The sequence below is a fragment of the Bacillus lumedeiriae genome, assembly GCF_044891285.1.
GTDB lineage: Bacteria > Bacillota > Bacilli > Bacillales > Domibacillaceae > Pseudobacillus > Pseudobacillus lumedeiriae.
Genome location: NZ_JAUIYO010000002.1, coordinates 514451 through 530894, shown reverse-complemented (window position 1 = coordinate 530894; position 16444 = coordinate 514451). Strand labels below are relative to the sequence as shown.

The window sequence follows — 16444 nt, the reverse complement described above, 5'->3', positions numbered from 1 at the left end:
CATCACAGTGGGTTTTCTCATCCAAATAAACCCTTTAAAGGTTAAAAATTACCCAAAAATGTATCCTTTTTCCCATAATGGGAGTACAATGGATAAAAAGCGAGGTGGGCCTTTTGACTGTATATGTGGCAAGACAACCGATCTTTAATCGGGAGGAACAAGTCGTTGCTTATGAATTGCTCTATCGCAATGAGACGGGTCAGCACCCGGGAAAACTCCTCAATGCTGACCAGGCCACAATCGAAGTGCTGGCGGCGAGCTTATTAAATATCGGCATCGAAAAAATCTCTCAAGGGAAACATGTGTTTATTAATTTCACCCAAAATTTACTCGTTCAGGATCTCCCTGACTTTTTAACAATGAAACAATTAGTCATTGAGATACTAGAAGATGTTGAAGCAACGGCTGATGTGGTGACAGCTTGTAAAAAGTTAAAGAAAAAAGGCTGTACGATTGCACTTGATGACTTTTTCTTAAGCGACAAAAATAAAGAACTGGTCAAGTATGCAGATATTATAAAAATTGATTTTTTACATACGTCCAAGGCGGAAAGAAGAAAAATGAAAAGCAAAATAACGGATAAGCACATTAAATGGCTGGCGGAAAAAGTAGAAACAAGAGAACAGCTCTCCGAGGCATTAGAAGAAGGCTTTGATTTGTTCCAAGGCTTCTTTTTCGCGAAGCCCGCCCTTGTCAGAGCCGAATCGATTCCGCAATTTTCTCAAAACTACTTTTTTATTTTAAAAGAAGTAATGAGAGACTGCCCTGACATTCAGAAGACTGCTCAGCTCATTGAAGCCGATCTGTCTCTCTCTTACAAGCTATTAAAACTGCTAAACAAAGCCATATTTATCCGCAGGGAAAGAGAAGTAAAAACCATTCATCAAGCGATTATGCTCATTGGGCTGAAAGAATTAAAGAAATGGCTGTTCTTCATTATCGCGGATGTATCAAATTCGAAATGTTCGGAAGAAATTATCCGTACTTCTTTCATACGAGCGAAAACACTGGAGCAGCTAGGTACAGCCTACTTTCCTGATGAACCGTCTTCGCAATTTTTTCTGTTGGGCATGTTCTCGATGATTGATGTCTTAATTAATGAACCGATGGAAATGATTCTCGCCGACTTGCCGATTGCTAAAAATGTGAAACAGGCTCTTTTACAAGAAGGAGGGATTCTGTCCAGCATGCTCCAGCTCGTTACGAAAATAGAGATCGGCGAATGGGCAGAAGCAATCATGATAGGCAGCCAATTTCAGATAGATAGACAAATTTTATTCGCCTCCTATCAGGAAGCCTTGAAATGGGGGGATATTGCGTTAAAAGAAGCAACGGGCTTAGAAGTAGGATAAACCCGTCAGGCTGTTGACAAACGCTCGTTTGCTTCGCTGACGCCTGTCTGCGGTGCTCATGACTTTCCTTGTCACTCCGCTCCTCATCAGATTTCGCACCTTGAAAGACTAGCATTTTCAATCAGCCTGAGGGTAGTTAAAATAAATTTTTCTACAATCTGCCGTGATCTAAGCCCCGTTTAGATACTGCCGCCTGTTCACTGCCAATGTGACTGTGATAAAAGCAATGAGCGATAGAAAAATAGGCAGGACAACCGTATGCATGCCAAGTGCGTTTGGATAAAGCGAGTGAAAGATCATGTAAGTAGACATTCCCGTCACCATGGATGCCACAGCTCCTGCCCCGTTCGCCTGTTTCCAGTAAAGTCCTAATACAATCGGCCAGATAAACACAGCTTCCAGTCCGCCAAATGAAAATAAATTCAGCCAGATAATTAAATCCGGCGGCTGTAAAGCAACCACAAAAACAACCACACCGATGACGGCTGTAACCGCAAAGCTCAGCCTCTTTACTTTCTTTTCTTCTGCTCGTTTATTAATAAAGTGCAAATATAAGTCTTTCACAACGGCGCTGGCTACGAGCAGCAGCAGCGAATCTACTGTCGACATAATTGCCGCCATCGGAGCTGCAAGAACAATACCTGCAAGCCAATCCGGCATAATCGTCATCGCCAGTTGGGGCATCACTTTATCTCCTACAGTAATGCCTGGAACGATCGCCCTTGCCATCACTCCAATCAAATGCATGCCGAGCATGATCACACCAACGACAATTGTACCGATTACTAATGCCCGGTGCATCGCCTGCGTGTTCTTATAACTCATCGCTCTTACCGCTACTTGCGGCAGGCCGACGACACCGATACCGACTAAAATCCAAAAAGAAGAAATGTAAAGCGGAGTTAAACTGCGGTCATTTCCGTATGGACTTAATAAATTCGGGTTTTCTGCTTCGAGTGTCATCATAATCTTTTCCATGCCGCCGCCTGCTTTTAAAGCAGCCACAAACAAAATAACTGTACCAGCGACCATAATCAACCCTTGTACCATGTCCGTCACGGCAACTGCGCGAAATCCGCCAATAATTACATACACCATGATAGATACCGCAAAAATAATGAGCGCAGTCGTATAAGAAAGACCTGTAAGCGACTCAACGAGCCTTGCCCCTCCAATCCATTGGGCAGTCATCGCGGAAAATAAAAAAATGATGATACTGAGTGCAGACAGTATAACAACCCATTGATTGTTATAGCGGGCAAACAAAAAATCTACCAGTGTCACTGCTCTATACTTCCTAGCCATAATGGCAAACTTTTTACCAAGAATCATTAATACGAAATATCCGGTAGCTACTTGACTCATCGCCAGCAGCACCCAGGCAAGTCCATACTGATAAGCAGCACCGGGTCCACTTAAAAAGCTGGAGGCACTTCCATATGTAGCTGCCATGGTCATTGCCAGAATAAATCCTCCCAGCTCGCGGCTTCCTAAAAAATATTCTTGAATAAATGAAGATGAACTTTGCACATGCCTAGAGGCATACACACCGATGAAAAAAATAATCACCAAAAAAACAATGAGCGGCCAAATAACTGACATGTTCATTGCTTCTCACCTTCTTCATGGAACGATACATCTTTGAAGAAAACTTTTACAGTAAAAAACACCAGAAAAATCATCACGATCAAGCCTAATACGCAACTGTAAAAAAACCAATCTGGAAGCCCGAATATAAATCGATATTCTTCCACTGGACGGCTGCCAAGTCCATAAGCAAACCCATACCACCAGATAAAATTAAAAAGAACTAATAAGATCCCTATCCAGGCTTCTTTTTTCGCTATTTTAAAACGAGCATCTTCATGCATCTTTTTATCCATCTTTCCCTTCCTTTCTTTGCTAGAAGCCAAACAATACTTTTTAACATTACGACAGTCAGTGCGTAGATGCAATCTTGTTTTGAAAAAAAGCTATGTTAAACTTCCCTGTTGATTTCCGCTGAGGCCAGTCCGGACGCCACCTCTTCGCTAACGCTCCTGCGGGGTTTCCCTTAAACACGCTTTTCCTGCAGGATTCTCGCGCCTTCAGCTCTAATCAACAATCGTCATTAGCATAGCCAAAAAAAGAAAAGACGACGCACCAACACGTCGTCTTTTTATTTTACTTGTGGAGGGGGGCTGTTGATTTCCATTCCAGACTGCTTCGCTTTCCTCGGGGCGCGCGGTGAGCCTTCTCGCCGCAAAAGCGCCTGCGGGATCTCACCTGTTCCGCTGATCCCGCAAGAGTCTTCGCTTCCATTCCAATCAACAGGGTTTACAAAGTTAGGGCAGCCGTATAATGATTACCTGTTTTAAAATAAATAGATAAAATGCTTAAGGGGATGAAGATGCTTTCGAAAAATAATCCAATCCAACGGAACCAACTAGCAATGATCACTCTAGATCAGCTTGTGCCAGAGAATCACCTGGTTCGTAAAATGGAGGCAATGCTTACTTTCGCTGCCATGAATTTAAAGAAAATGGCCAACTAGACTTGGCAAGGTCCCAAAATGGTCTAAATAACGGAATCAGAGAGGTCTATCCTTCTCTCAAACGGCTTTAAAACCAATAAAAAATCATAAAGGGGTTCGAAATGAGACCATTCTGAATCCCTTTTGTCGGCAAACTGAAAAGACGACGCACCAACACGTCGTCTTTTCTATTAAACTTGCAATGCTTCAATCTCATAAAAGAGGGGGTATGAGAATGATTGTCACTTTCAATTATAAACAATTGAGAAGGATTGTCAACTGTGTAATCAAATTTTTTAAATAATGGTCCTTGTTAAATGACCATATTGGTAATTAGCTAAAAAAAGAAATGTTTAGACGATGTTTAAGACAAAAAAACGTACATATTAAATGTTTATAATATGTACGTCAGTGGGAAAGCTTTTATAATTTCTTGCACAAGACGATTGAGATGTGCTCAAATTCATCTCCTATAACATCTAACTTCTCTTTCTTCTAAAATCAACCCATTCCACTCCATTACGGTTGTCCATACGGAAGCCACGCCATCCCTGCTTAAGGAGCTCTTGTTGTCCGTCCGTATCCTCCATTCGGCATGTAGTGATTTCCCATTGACCCTCATAGTGGTCATCTCTAAGTGCTTTTACAAAAATATAGCGCAGCCGGCTGCTGTATTTTACTTTTAATGCAGCAATTTCCATTCCTTGAGCAAATTTATCTTTTAAGCTCGGAATATTAAACGGGGCAACTGTGCAGCAAACATGCGAATACTCTTGATTAAACACCTTCAATTCTTTCATAATACACACAGCCAGCATTTTTTGTAAGCCATTGCCGCGGTAGTCAGGATGTACATTCGAAATTTCCTGATAAATAACATTCGGAAGTTCCTCTTCTTTCAATCCGATGTCCCTGCCCAAATGCTCTTCATCAATCGGGGGTACCATTAACGCTCGAAAAGCGATAAGTTTATTTTCTACAAATGCACCGATCATCAAACCTTGTCCTTGTAGAATATATTGAAATTCCTCTAAGGTAAGGGGCTGCAATATATCTTTCTTTTCCAATGTTTCGATGACTAGCTGTTGTAATGATAATATATGGTCTATATGATCCATTGACAATCTTGAGATATTAAACAATTGATCGTTGGTATTTAATTTTCCTTCATAAATAACTTTCACTAAACTTCCCTCCTGTTAACGGACTGTTGCTTGAAAAACAGTTAGATCTGCCAATACTTGTTCATCTACTTCCACACCAAGGCCTGGCTGTTCAGTTAATTTAATGAACGGAACATCATAATGAAGGTTCCCCACATCCTTTGAAAATTTCAAAGGACCTGTTAATTCAACGCTTGTAATGATCTTTTTAGAAAAGGCAACATGAAATCCAGCCGCAGAACCGACAGATGATTCCACCATAGAACCGATTTGGCATTCAAGGCCCGCCATTTCTGCTTGATGAGCTAATTTTACAGCGGGATAAATCCCCCCGCATTTCATTAATTTAATATTTACTTTATCGGCTGCTTGTTTCTCAATAATTTCACGCATTTCCCGGGAACCTTTTAATCCTTCATCGATCATTAAAGGAATATCCGTTTTTGATCTGATAAATGCCATTCCATTAATGTCATCCGCTAGAATCGGCTGTTCAAGCCAGTCTAGTTCTACCTCTTGAAGGGCGCGCATAGCAGTCAATGTTGTTGCACTGTTGATCCATCCTTGATTGACATCTACACGAATAGCGATATCGTCCCCTACCCGTGCCCGCACAGCCTTGATTCGCTCTACATCCTTTTTTACATCATTGCCAACTTTCATTTTAAAGGACCCATAACCTTGATTAACCATAACAGCCGCTTCTTCAGCCATACTTTCAGGCTCTGCAATACTCAGTACATGTGTAATTGGAAACTCATCATGATACCGGCCGCCAATTAATTGGTAAACAGGCTGTTTCAATTTTTTACCCATAATATCAAAGCACGCTATATCGATAGCTGCTTTAGCCGCTGGTGCCCCATAAACCGCCTTGTTCATAATGTCATGTATCTTCTCGATCTCGAGCGGATTTTTCCCTAATACAGCTGGAGCAAGAGTACTTTTTAATGTATAAAAAGCTCCTTCCCACGTTTCCCCAGTCACATGTTCATCTGCTACACTTTCTCCATATCCTGTAATTCCTTCGTCAGTTTCAATTTTCACAATGATCGATGGCATATAATCATAAGTATGGTAACTTACAATAAACGGTGTGTGCAAAGGAAAATGCATGGCATATAAATGAATAGCTGTAATTTTCATAAAGTTTTCTTCCTTTCAGTTTACAATAGATTTTTTGATCTGATATAATTGTCGTTAAATAGACGTTAAATAGTTAAAATTTTTGGTATAGGAGCTGGAATGATGACAATAAAAATTGCTGTAATCGGTTCGGCAGATTTCATTCATACTATAATATCTGTCGCACCTCAAGTCAAAGAAATTGAAATCGAACCGTATATATATAAGCAGCCGGAAGAAGCCATTGAACTTGTCAAATACTTGAAGCCTTGCGACGTTGTATTTTTTTCAGGAGCTTTGCCGTATTACTTTTCTAAAGAAATTCACGAATCATTGCCGATCCCTTCTCTCTATTTAGAACAAGATGAAACGGCAATTGCCATGTCGCTTCTTTCATTAATCTCTCATAGGAACATTCCATTGGAGCGGATTTCAATCGATTTAACCGAATCTTCCTTTATTAAAAACGTTCTTGCAGATATTGGTCTTCATACCTCCCTTCATGTCATTGATTATGTGGACAAACTGCCAAATAAATTTAATATAAATGATATTGTCCATTTTCATTATTCCCGCTTTCAATTGGGAGAGATTGACTTAGCATTAACAAGCATCCACGCCGTATATGACCGGCTTAATAACCTGGGTGTTCCAGCACAACGAATGATTGATCCATTAAAATCATTAATACACGGCCTCCAAGATGCAAAAGCACAAGCGGAACTTACTAAGAGCTACTCAGCTACAATAGCAGCTGGCTATATTTCTTTCAAGCAATCAGAAAAGGTTCAAAAGCAGCATTTGGAGGCCTTTGCCCACGAAATGAATGCTTCTATTCGGCAGTTAGGAGAAGCCGCCTTTTCATTGTATAGCACGCGCGGTGATATTGACCTTGTGATGGACAACGGCGCTTTTCGTGATTTTCTTTTAAAGTGGCAAAATCCCGTTGCCATAGGGTTTGGGTATGGGTTTACTGCGGCAGAAGCAAGCCAAAATGCGAAAATTGCACGAGGCTTTGCGGTCCGCCATAAACACGAAAGCTGCGGATACATATTGACGGAAACGAAAGAACTGCTTGGCCCATTCCCAAAGGAAAAGAAAACACAGCGGCTAAAAAATGATCATCCAGAACTTCTTCAAATAGGAAAAGAAACCAAGCTTAGTCCCGCAAATTTATCAAAGATCATTCAATTTAGCAAATCTCGTCAATCGATTCATTTTACAGCTGCCGATCTGTCAGATTATCTGCAAGTCACACGCCGGTCAACTGAACGAATCTTAAAAAAACTAGTGGACCACGGATTTGTAAAAATTGTTGGCGAAGAAATGACCTATCAGCAAGGACGCCCCCGTGCCATTTATGAACTTAACATGCCTGTTTACTGATAAGGAAAAGAAAGGTTCGTTTTGCGGAACTTTTCTTTTCCTTATTAATTGTTATTGATTTACTGTAGTATCTTCTTGATGCTTTAAAGCTAATTTCTCTTCATCCGTCAACTTGACAATAGAGAATCCGGTAAGTGCGTAAATGATGGAGAGAATCGGTATTACAAAGTTCAATACCGCATAAGGTGCATAATCAAATGTATGCACTCCTAGTGTTCCAAGTATAAACACTCCACACGTATTCCATGGAATAAATACAGACGTTAATGTTCCTCCATCTTCAAGAGCACGAGATAGGTTTTTAGAATGAAGCCCTTTTTCTTCGTACGCTTTTGCATACATTCTAGAAGGAATCACAATAGAAATGTATTGTTCAGAACAAGAGGCATTTGTGGCGAAACAAGAAACAACTGTTGATGCGACAAGGGTTTTTGCCGTTCTCGCAATCTTTAAGATTTGTTTTACAATGGCCTGAAGCATTCCCGTGTATTCTAAAACGCCTCCAAAAGTCATGGCCACGATGGTCATTGAAACCGTATACATCATAGAGTCTAAACCACCGCGATTAAATAAATTATCAACCGTCTCATTTCCTGTATCGATGACAAACCCGCTTTGTAATGCGCTAATCGCTGATGTAAAGGAGCCTCCCTGAATAAAAACTTGAGATGAAAATCCAAGAACAATTCCTATAATAAGTGCGGGAACAGCCGGCACCTTTTTAGCAACTAACACAATGACAAGCAGCGGGATAAGCAGTAACAACGGCGAGATGACAAAGTTAGCCTGAAGAGTTTCCATCGTTTGTTGAATATCTGCAGAATTCATTCCGTTTTTGCCAAAGTCTTTTCCTAAAAATGCATATACGGCTAGGGCGATCACTAACCCTGGAATTGTCGTATAAAACATATGCCGAATATGGACAAATAAATCAGTATTCGTTAAGCCTGCTGCCAGATTCGTTGTATCTGAAAGCGGTGACATTTTATCTCCAAAGTAAGAACCTGAAATAACAGCACCGGCAATCATTGGAGCAGGAATTCCCATGCTGATGCCAATTCCCATGCCAGCAACACCGATCGTTCCCATTGTAGACCAGGAGCTGCCGATCGCTAAAGCCACAATTGCGCAAATTAAGGTAATAGATACTAAGAATAATGAAGGCGTAATAATCTTTAATCCATAATAAATCATCGTTGCTACAATGCCTCCGCCAATCCAAGCACCAATCGTTAAACCGACGAGTATGATAATAACGACAGCCGGCAATGCAAGGCGTATCCCTTTATACATTGATTCTTCAATTTCTTCCCACTTAAATCCGGAACGCCAGGCCACAATTGCGGCCGTTGCTGTACCAACAATTAATGGAATATGTGGTCCTTGTTCTAAACCTACTACAGTGACAGCCATGACACCAATCATTACAACAAGCGGAATAATGGCTGTCCAAAAAGACATCTCTTTTTTCATGATTTTCCCCCAATCCCTTTAGTTGCCGAAAACTAAAATGTCGTATAATAGACGTTAATAAAATAATAATAACTACTCAATCCTGGTGCGTCAACGTTATTTTTATTTTATTACGAAAGTTTTTATTTCACTAAATTCTTTCAAGTGTTTCCACTAATATTTATACGCCAGCATGCTTAATTATCATGTGCCGATAGTGCAGCATTAGAGCCGAATCAGCGTCTGTACCAATCATTTTCGTCTTCACTTCAAATGTTATTTCCCAAAAATTAAATTGTCGTATAATAGACGCTAATAGGGCTGACAATCTCTCAACCCTAGTGTAATAACGTTATTTTTGTTTTATTAAAAAAGTTCTTTCCATTAAACTCGCTTAAGTGTTTCCGCTAAAATTTGTGCACCTGCAGGCAAAACCGATTGGTTAAATGTCATATGCGGATGATGCAGTCCTGGAGCTAAATCAGCACCTACACCAATCATTGTCGCTTTCACTTCAGGATGTCTAATCGTATAAAAATGAAAATCATCACTCCCCGAAGTAATGACTGGCGGCGCTATAGCTGCATCCCCTGCTACATAGCGAATCGCTTCCTCCGCAATAGCCGCAGCTTCCTGTGAAACCTCCGCCCCTGGTGTATAATCCTTCCAGCTGCTTTCAATGTCAAGTCCGTAAAGTGCTTTTAACCCTTCTAGTCCCTCTGTTATTCTTTCCTGAAGAAGATGAAGCACTTCATTTTTCTGGGCCCGCATATCAATCGCAAAATCGACAGTACCAGGAATAATATTGAGACTTTCTCCCCCAGCTACAATTTTTGTCAATTTCACAGAATAAGTTTCAAATGGAGAGAGATAAATAGATTTGATAAATTGATGGAGCGCCACTACGACATCGATCGCGTTCTTACCTTGGTGAGGTCTTGCCCCATGCGCATCTGTCCCCATTATTTTTCCTTCCAGAAAAATGCCGGCTCCATGATAAACCGCAGGGGCATACTGTCCAAAAGACAATTCTTCAACAGGGCGTAAATGCACTCCAAAAAGATGCGTGACTCCATCCATTGCTCCCCGTTCAATCATTGATAATGCGCCATTCCCCTTTTCTTCAGCTGGCTGAAAAATAAAACGAACCTTTTTTCTTAACGGTTCATCTCGCAAGTAAAGCAGCGCACCTAAAACCATAGAAATATGAGCATCATGTCCGCATGAATGATTCGCTTGGAACACACCATTCACTTCTTGCCATAACGCATCAATATCAGCGCGTACAGCCACCACTTCATCGCCTTCTCCTATCTCTGCAATAAGTCCTGTTACATCAGGAAAGCGTCGATAATGTACTCCTAGTTCATCTAAAATTTCTGCAATTTTTTGTGTCGTGCCCTCTTCTTGCCAACTTACTTCAGGATGGTGATGAAAATAATCAAACCATTGTAAAATTTGTTCTTCTGATTTTATCTTCATAATCATTCTCCCTTTTCATACACATATGTGTTTTTGAAACATAAAGCTTTGTTACACTTGTCTGTTGATTTCCGCTGCAGGCGCTCGTTTTCCGCCCTAAGCAACAAAATCAACAATAGTCATTCACATAACCAAACATACATATCAATATTTTCAACGAATCTACAGCCATTGTTTCACCACCTCTCCATTTTATTTAAATCTTATCACTTTTTTCTCACATATTCATGCATGATTAACAATTTTAACACCATCTCTCACGAAACCGCACCATCAGTTTAAAGAAAAGTCAACAACCTTCTTTCATCTAGTCAAACAAAAAAAGAAAAGCCCCCGAAAGAGCTTTTCTCCTTTATTTACATTGGATTTTACCGCTATGAATAGCTAGCTGCTTAACGTCACAATCCGTAAAATAATCGCGGAATACAGAGACGATATCAGCACCTGTTCCTTTTGGCGTCAATGTCAAAATTGTCGGACCTGCCCCGCTGATGACGGTCGCATAGGCTCCTGCCTGTTTCGCAAGCCGTCTTGCTTCCGGCAGTTCTTTAATGAGTTGAAGACGATAAGGCTCATGGAATTGATCTTTTTCCATCATTTTTCCGACAAGCTCATAGTTTCCAACAGATAAAGCTGCGAGCAATACATTCGCAACAGCACTTGCTTCGACTGCCTGCGGTCTCGTAAAGCTTTCCGGCAGCACATTCCGGGCATCGCTCGTTTTCACTTCATAGGAAGGAATCAGCACGACAATGTCCACATCAGGAACAGACAGCTGAACCATGTCCGCTTCGTCATTGCCGAAGGATACACCCGCAACCATCCCGCCAAACAAAGACGCACCGATATTATCTGGGTGCCCCTCTATTTGATTGCCGATCAATAGCTTCTCTTGATCCGAAAGCTGTAAATTAGCGTAACGGTCCGCCAGTTCAATTCCAGCTGCGATCGCTGCGGCGCTGCTGCCGAGTCCGCGGGCAAGCGGAATATCACTATCCATTACGATATGCAAAGGCGGCAATGTGCCGCCATATGTATCTGCTGTCTTCTTTGCTGCTTGATACACAAGATGCGTTTCATCATTTGGCAAACCTGCAAGCATCGGTGACCGATGTTCGAAATGCCACTTAGATGCCGGTGTAATTTCAAGTGTTAAATAAAGATTCAAAGCAAGGCCGAGGGAGTCAAACCCCGGCCCAAGATTGGCCGTGCTGGCCGGTACTTTCATTGTTACCGGCGCACTCATGCACGAACCACTCCTTCAATGAAATCAAACACAGCTTTTTCTTCATTCGGTAAAACAACCGGCTTTTTCGTAATGCGTTCAATGGCTGTTTGCGGATCTTTCAAGCCATTTCCTGTCAGAACTGCCGCAATCGTTACACCAGCTGGAATTTCACCAGATTTACGGTGTTTAATAATGCCTGCGATCGATGCACAAGAAGCTGGTTCAGCGAAGATTCCTTCTTCTTTTGTGATTAGTTCGAATGCTTCCAAGATTTCGTCATCTGTCACGAGATCAATCTTACCGCCCGATTCATCTCTTGCTGCAACAGCTTTATCCCAGCTTGCCGGGTTACCGATGCGAATCGCTGTTGCTACTGTTTCTGGCTGCTCAATAACCTGGTTTTTCACGATCGCCGCAGCGCCTTCTGCTTCAAATCCGTACATTTTCGGAAGACCTGTGCCAAACTTTTCATTATATTCTTTAAATCCTTTCCAGTAAGCTGTGATGTTACCAGCGTTCCCTACAGGAATAGCAAGAATATCCGGTGCCTTTCCAAGCTGATCGCAAACTTCAAACGCAGCTGTCTTTTGGCCCTCGATTCGGTATGGATTCACAGAGTTAACGAGTGTAACAGGTGAACGTTCACTAATGTTTCGTACCATCGTTAACGCATCATCAAAGTTCCCTTCAATCGACACGATTTCTGCTCCGTACATCATCGCTTGAGCTAGTTTCCCCATCGCGATTTTCCCTTCTGGAATGACAATGATCGCACGCATGCCGGCACGAGCCGCATAAGCAGCTGCTGCTGCTGATGTGTTGCCAGTGGAAGCACAGATCACCGTATTGCTGCCTTCTTCTTTCGCTTTAGCTACTGCCATTACCATACCACGGTCTTTAAAAGAGCCTGTTGGATTCGTCCCTTCTGTTTTCACATAAAGGTTGATGTCCAGCTTTTTAGATAGGTTATGGAGCGGAATCAGCGGTGTGTTTCCTTCCATTAAAGACAGCTGTGGAGTATTTTCATTTACAGGTAAAAATTCCCCGTATTGTTTAATTAGGCCTTCCCATTTCATTTCGTTCCCTCTCCTTCGACCCGGTAAAAGCTTTCCACTGCTTTTACTACACTCAGATCGTTTACTTGTGCTAGTACGTTTTGATAGTTTTCCATCGATGCTTTATGAGTCACGATCACGATCTCAGCAACTCCCTCTTCTTCAAGCGGCAGCTGAAGAATCTTTTCAAAGCTGATCGAATGGTTTGAGAATAATTTTGTCAGTTCAGAAAAAGCACCGACTTCATCACGGACGTGCAAACGAATGAAATATTTAGCAAAGCGCTCATTCGCTTCTTTCATTTGTCGATCAAACTGTGGAGCCAGCACACTGTGGCCATTAACACCAAGACGCATATTTTTCACAACAGCAAGGACATCGCTCACGATCGAAGTAGCTGTTGGCAGGCTTCCTGCTCCCGGTCCGTAAAACATCGTTTCACCGACTGCTTCACCGTACACATATACAGCATTGTATTCATTGTGAACAGAGGCAAGCGGATGACTCTTTTCTAAAAAGGTCGGCTGAACACTCGCTTCTACACGATCATTTTCCTGATCAGCATAGCCGATTAATTTCATCGTATAACCAAGCATGCTGCCATATTTTAAATCATCCTTTGTCACGCTTGAAATTCCACTCACAGATACATCATCAAGTTCTACATCCATAGAGAAAGCAAGGCGTGCTAAAATGGCCATTTTCCGCGCTGCATCCAGCCCTTCTACGTCAGCTGTTGGATCCGCTTCAGCAAAGCCCAAATCTTGCGCATCCTTTAAAGCTGTTTCGTAAGAAAGTCCATCTTCCGTCATTTTTGTTAAAATATAGTTTGTCGTTCCGTTCACAATTCCCATGATTTTTTTAATTTTATCAGAAGCAAGACCGCTAGACAATCCTTTAATAATCGGTACCCCGCCGGCTACACTCGCTTCATAGAATAAATCACAGCCATTTTCTGCAGCGATTTGCTGCAGCTCTGAGCCGTGCATCGCAATTAAGTCTTTATTCGCTGTCACAACTTGTTTCTTTAGATTTAAAGCGTCGATTATGTATTGACGTGTCTTGTCAATTCCGCCCATCACTTCAACAATCACATCAATTTCCGGGTCATTGATCACATCATATGGATCTGTAGTGAGGAGGCTGCTGTCGAGTTCGACATCACGGGATTTATCCAGGCTCTTCACTAGTACCTTCTTAATTGATACCGGACATCCTACTTGGTGAACGAGCTGCTCTTGATGATTTTGAATCATCTTTACAACTCCTGTACCAACCGTGCCTAACCCTAATAAACCTACTTTAACGTTGTCTTTCACAATTCCTCACTCCTATGTGTTTTTTTCTAGTGTACATTTGTTTTTCTATAGTAGACATTATATCGGTTTTCTTCATTCATGACAACCTATGATTTTATTAAAATCAAATCCTTTTGTCATTTCTAAATTTTATAAAAATTATTCACTCTTGTCACTTGATTTAATCATAAAAGACTGCCCGATTTCTATTCAACAGGCAGTCTGTCTTCTTTTGTTTCCTATGTAATTGTTAGCTAGTCAGCCATGCGGCAATCAACACGGCCGATGAACAACCACCGTATACGCCGTTCTCATGGATTTTATCGAACTTATCAGCTGTGAGTCTTCAACTTTGATTGAAAAGAAGTTTGAATCTTGAGCTCTAAGCACTGATCTTTGAGCTTTGAACTTTTATCCTAGTGTGCGAGAGCTTCGCATCGAATGTTTATACTATCTCATTATGATAAAAGTTATGAGCAGCTGTAAGGTCAAAGCTGCCGGCACCTGTTCAGTTTGATTGATTTTCGACTAACTAACAATAAGTTTATTTATTCAGGAATCTCGATTTCTGTCAACGTATTGGATGTAGATAGAACAAAATCTACCTCTGTCAAATACTCATCAATTTTCTTTTCAAGTTTTTCACATTCATTCCGCAGCTTCAACGGGTCAATGATCTTTGCTTCGTTTTTTTCCCGATAGCTTTTTATTAACTCGTTACTTTCGTCCACTTTCAACTTAGCTTCACGCCCGTATAGCACTTCTAGTTGACGATCCAATTGCTGCTTGACTTCTTCATTGATGTCTTCTACTTGCTCCGTGACAATTGAAAATTCTCTCTTCAGCTTTTGAAGAAGCTGCTGCTCATATTGAATAGATGTTTTTCGTTCAATCGCTTCCGCTACTGTGTACTTATTCCCTGCGATTTCTACTTGTGTCATGGCATTAGATAAGACAATAGCTGACTTGATCGCGTTCCGGCGTTTAATCAAATCCAACGTCGATTGATATGCTGAACGTGCTTTGTCTTCAAATTCTTTTGTTGTCGCAAAACCATTTACCAGCTTCTCCCCAATCGAAAAATCGATGAGTTGCGTTGAATCCATCGTTGAGCGGATACGCTTATCTAAAAGTTTCAGTTCAGCTAATGCTCTCGTAATAGATATTTTCACAAGTGGTCCCCTCCATTTTTTGCTTCAATATATTGATAGTACATGCTTTTAACATTTTCCAACATAAATCTCTCTTTAATCATATGAAAGATGCAAGTCCAATCACAATATTACTTATATGAACTTAACAAGACTCACGCCTTCCATTTACCTGCCCGTGTTTTTAGTTCTTGAACAATTTTTTCGGCTAATACGCCTTTATGTAATTTTCCAAATACCGTACGTACAGGAAGGTTATATCCTAATCGAGCTGCCTCGCTTGAAGTTATCCCTTGATTTTCAGGAACAATGACTTCCCATTCAACTTGTAAATGATATTCATCGGGCTGCTGTTCTCCGTCGGCGTTGATAAATATGCCTTGTCCTTCCTTCACCTCTCCATTGATTACTTTTCCAACAGCACAGATCCCCTTTTTATTTACATATGCCAGGATACTATCCCCCGTAGAGCTGCCCTCTAAGTTCCTTGAACCATTATCATACCCGTAAATGGCGGCAACATTTTTTTCAAACATCCTTTTGTAGGCTCCCTTGCCGTAACTCTCATTCGTATTAAAGATCCAGTGCCCAGCCCATGCTCCTTCAGCTTCGACTGATTCTGGCGTGTCTGTTACTCCATGCATTTTGAATAGCTTTGGATGTCCATTTTCATCAACGAATAATTCAAATGGCACAAATTCAATCGGCACACCGTACGACCTTAACCATTTGACTACTTTTTTTAGTCCTTCATCAGATTGGGGAGCTACGATGATAACACGCTGTCTTTTCCCAATCTCACTTATATTCATATCCTCCCGCTCGCTAAACTCCTTGAAGGCGTCATAAAGATTTCCCGCTCTCCATTTTGTATACTTATTAGCGATCTCATTCAGCTGATCATATCTAACCTCTGTCAACTCAGAGGCATAATCTAATAACTGGCCTACTGTTGTTCTATTAGACCATTCTCTTTTTATTTCCACAACGATTAAATTTCCTTTTGCATCTAATGCGAGGACATCGGCCATGTTTTTATAAGCAATAGACTGTCCGATGATCAGAACCTCCTCGTTTGGAAATAATACCTCTGGATGATCAGCGATTAAATCTTCAATATCCTTTTCTTTAATCCCTACTTGGGAAGCTGGTTTAACACTATATTTTTGACCTATTTTAAAAGTATTATTATCTTTTTCAATGTCAAATAACAATTCTATCAATCCTTTATCATGTTTTA

Annotated in this window: 14 protein-coding genes; 3 read left to right on the top strand and 11 right to left on the bottom strand. The window is 41.1% G+C overall.

The features are described 5' to 3' along the window. Positions 1 to 113 precede the first annotated feature (113 nt). Positions 114 to 1352 carry an EAL and HDOD domain-containing protein gene (locus QYG89_RS06070; protein ID WP_404315571.1) on the top strand — a complete coding sequence of 413 codons (1239 nt, stop codon included), beginning with the start codon at positions 114 to 116 and terminating at the stop codon, positions 1350 to 1352. Between the two features lie 168 nt (positions 1353 to 1520). Here QYG89_RS06070 and panF read toward each other — a convergent pair whose 3' ends face one another. Both panF and QYG89_RS06060 read right to left on the bottom strand, forming a co-directional pair. Further along, complete coding sequence (panF, locus tag QYG89_RS06065) at positions 1521 to 2960, bottom strand: sodium/pantothenate symporter (protein ID WP_404315569.1); 1440 nt, start codon at positions 2958 to 2960, stop codon at positions 1521 to 1523. Next, positions 2957 to 3235 (bottom strand): YhdT family protein, encoded by a 279-nt coding sequence (locus tag QYG89_RS06060; RefSeq protein WP_404315567.1) that lies wholly within the window; start codon positions 3233 to 3235, stop codon positions 2957 to 2959. The genes panF and QYG89_RS06060 overlap by 4 nt, the downstream gene beginning before the upstream one ends. A gap of 506 nt (positions 3236 to 3741) precedes the next feature. On the opposite strand from QYG89_RS06060, the gene QYG89_RS06055 reads away from it, so the two are divergent. Beyond that, on the top strand, positions 3742 to 3885 hold the full coding sequence (locus tag QYG89_RS06055) for a hypothetical protein (RefSeq protein WP_404315678.1): 144 nt from the start codon (positions 3742 to 3744) through the stop codon (positions 3883 to 3885). A 458-nt stretch (positions 3886 to 4343) separates the two neighbouring features. Here QYG89_RS06055 and QYG89_RS06050 read toward each other — a convergent pair whose 3' ends face one another. Continuing rightward, on the bottom strand, positions 4344 to 5048 hold the full coding sequence (locus QYG89_RS06050; protein WP_404315565.1) for a GNAT family N-acetyltransferase: 705 nt from the start codon (positions 5046 to 5048) through the stop codon (positions 4344 to 4346). A 15-nt stretch (positions 5049 to 5063) separates the two neighbouring features. Beyond that, entirely contained in the window at positions 5064 to 6173 is a 1110-nt protein-coding gene (locus tag QYG89_RS06045) for a mandelate racemase/muconate lactonizing enzyme family protein (protein WP_404315563.1), read from the bottom strand. Positions 6174 to 6275: 102 nt separating this feature from the next. On the opposite strand from QYG89_RS06045, the gene QYG89_RS06040 reads away from it, so the two are divergent. Then, complete coding sequence (locus tag QYG89_RS06040; protein WP_404315670.1) at positions 6276 to 7538, top strand: transcriptional regulator; 1263 nt, start codon at positions 6276 to 6278, stop codon at positions 7536 to 7538. Between the two features lie 51 nt (positions 7539 to 7589). Here the strand turns inward: QYG89_RS06040 and nhaC are convergent, their stop codons facing one another. The 7 genes from nhaC to QYG89_RS06005 form a co-directional block, all read right to left on the bottom strand. Then, a complete protein-coding gene (nhaC, locus tag QYG89_RS06035) occupies positions 7590 to 9011 on the bottom strand; it encodes a Na+/H+ antiporter NhaC (RefSeq protein WP_404315561.1) in 1422 nt (473 codons plus the stop codon). 363 nt (positions 9012 to 9374) lie between these two features. After that, positions 9375 to 10478 carry an amidohydrolase gene (locus tag QYG89_RS06030; RefSeq protein WP_404315559.1) on the bottom strand — a complete coding sequence of 368 codons (1104 nt, stop codon included), beginning with the start codon at positions 10476 to 10478 and terminating at the stop codon, positions 9375 to 9377. A gap of 346 nt (positions 10479 to 10824) precedes the next feature. Further along, complete coding sequence (thrB, locus tag QYG89_RS06025; RefSeq protein WP_404315557.1) at positions 10825 to 11718, bottom strand: homoserine kinase; 894 nt, start codon at positions 11716 to 11718, stop codon at positions 10825 to 10827. Beyond that, entirely contained in the window at positions 11715 to 12776 is a 1062-nt protein-coding gene (gene thrC, locus QYG89_RS06020) for a threonine synthase (RefSeq protein WP_404315555.1), read from the bottom strand. Before thrC ends, thrB begins: the two co-directional genes overlap by 4 nt. Next, complete coding sequence (locus QYG89_RS06015; RefSeq protein ID WP_404315553.1) at positions 12773 to 14074, bottom strand: homoserine dehydrogenase; 1302 nt, start codon at positions 14072 to 14074, stop codon at positions 12773 to 12775. The genes thrC and QYG89_RS06015 overlap by 4 nt, the downstream gene beginning before the upstream one ends. A gap of 527 nt (positions 14075 to 14601) precedes the next feature. Beyond that, positions 14602 to 15225, bottom strand: coding sequence for a hypothetical protein (locus QYG89_RS06010; RefSeq protein ID WP_404315551.1), 624 nt, complete (start codon positions 15223 to 15225; stop codon positions 14602 to 14604). A 134-nt stretch (positions 15226 to 15359) separates the two neighbouring features. After that, positions 15360 to 16418: a hypothetical protein gene (locus QYG89_RS06005; RefSeq protein ID WP_404315549.1), complete on the bottom strand. Its 1059-nt coding sequence runs from the start codon at positions 16416 to 16418 to the stop codon at positions 15360 to 15362. Positions 16419 to 16444 lie beyond the last annotated feature (26 nt).

Coding starts and splice junctions, on each gene's coding strand:
- panF (WP_404315569.1), bottom strand. CDS start 2,960: ATGAACATGTCAGTTATTTGGCCGCTCATTGTTTTTTTGGTGATTATT.
- QYG89_RS06060 (WP_404315567.1), bottom strand. CDS start 3,235: ATGGATAAAAAGATGCATGAAGATGCTCGTTTTAAAATAGCGAAAAAA.
- QYG89_RS06055 (WP_404315678.1), top strand. CDS start 3,742: ATGCTTTCGAAAAATAATCCAATCCAACGGAACCAACTAGCAATGATC.
- QYG89_RS06045 (WP_404315563.1), bottom strand. CDS start 6,173: ATGAAAATTACAGCTATTCATTTATATGCCATGCATTTTCCTTTGCAC.
- QYG89_RS06040 (WP_404315670.1), top strand. CDS start 6,276: ATGACAATAAAAATTGCTGTAATCGGTTCGGCAGATTTCATTCATACT.
- nhaC (WP_404315561.1), bottom strand. CDS start 9,011: ATGAAAAAAGAGATGTCTTTTTGGACAGCCATTATTCCGCTTGTTGTA.
- QYG89_RS06030 (WP_404315559.1), bottom strand. CDS start 10,478: ATGATTATGAAGATAAAATCAGAAGAACAAATTTTACAATGGTTTGAT.
- thrB (WP_404315557.1), bottom strand. CDS start 11,718: ATGAGTGCGCCGGTAACAATGAAAGTACCGGCCAGCACGGCCAATCTT.
- thrC (WP_404315555.1), bottom strand. CDS start 12,776: ATGAAATGGGAAGGCCTAATTAAACAATACGGGGAATTTTTACCTGTA.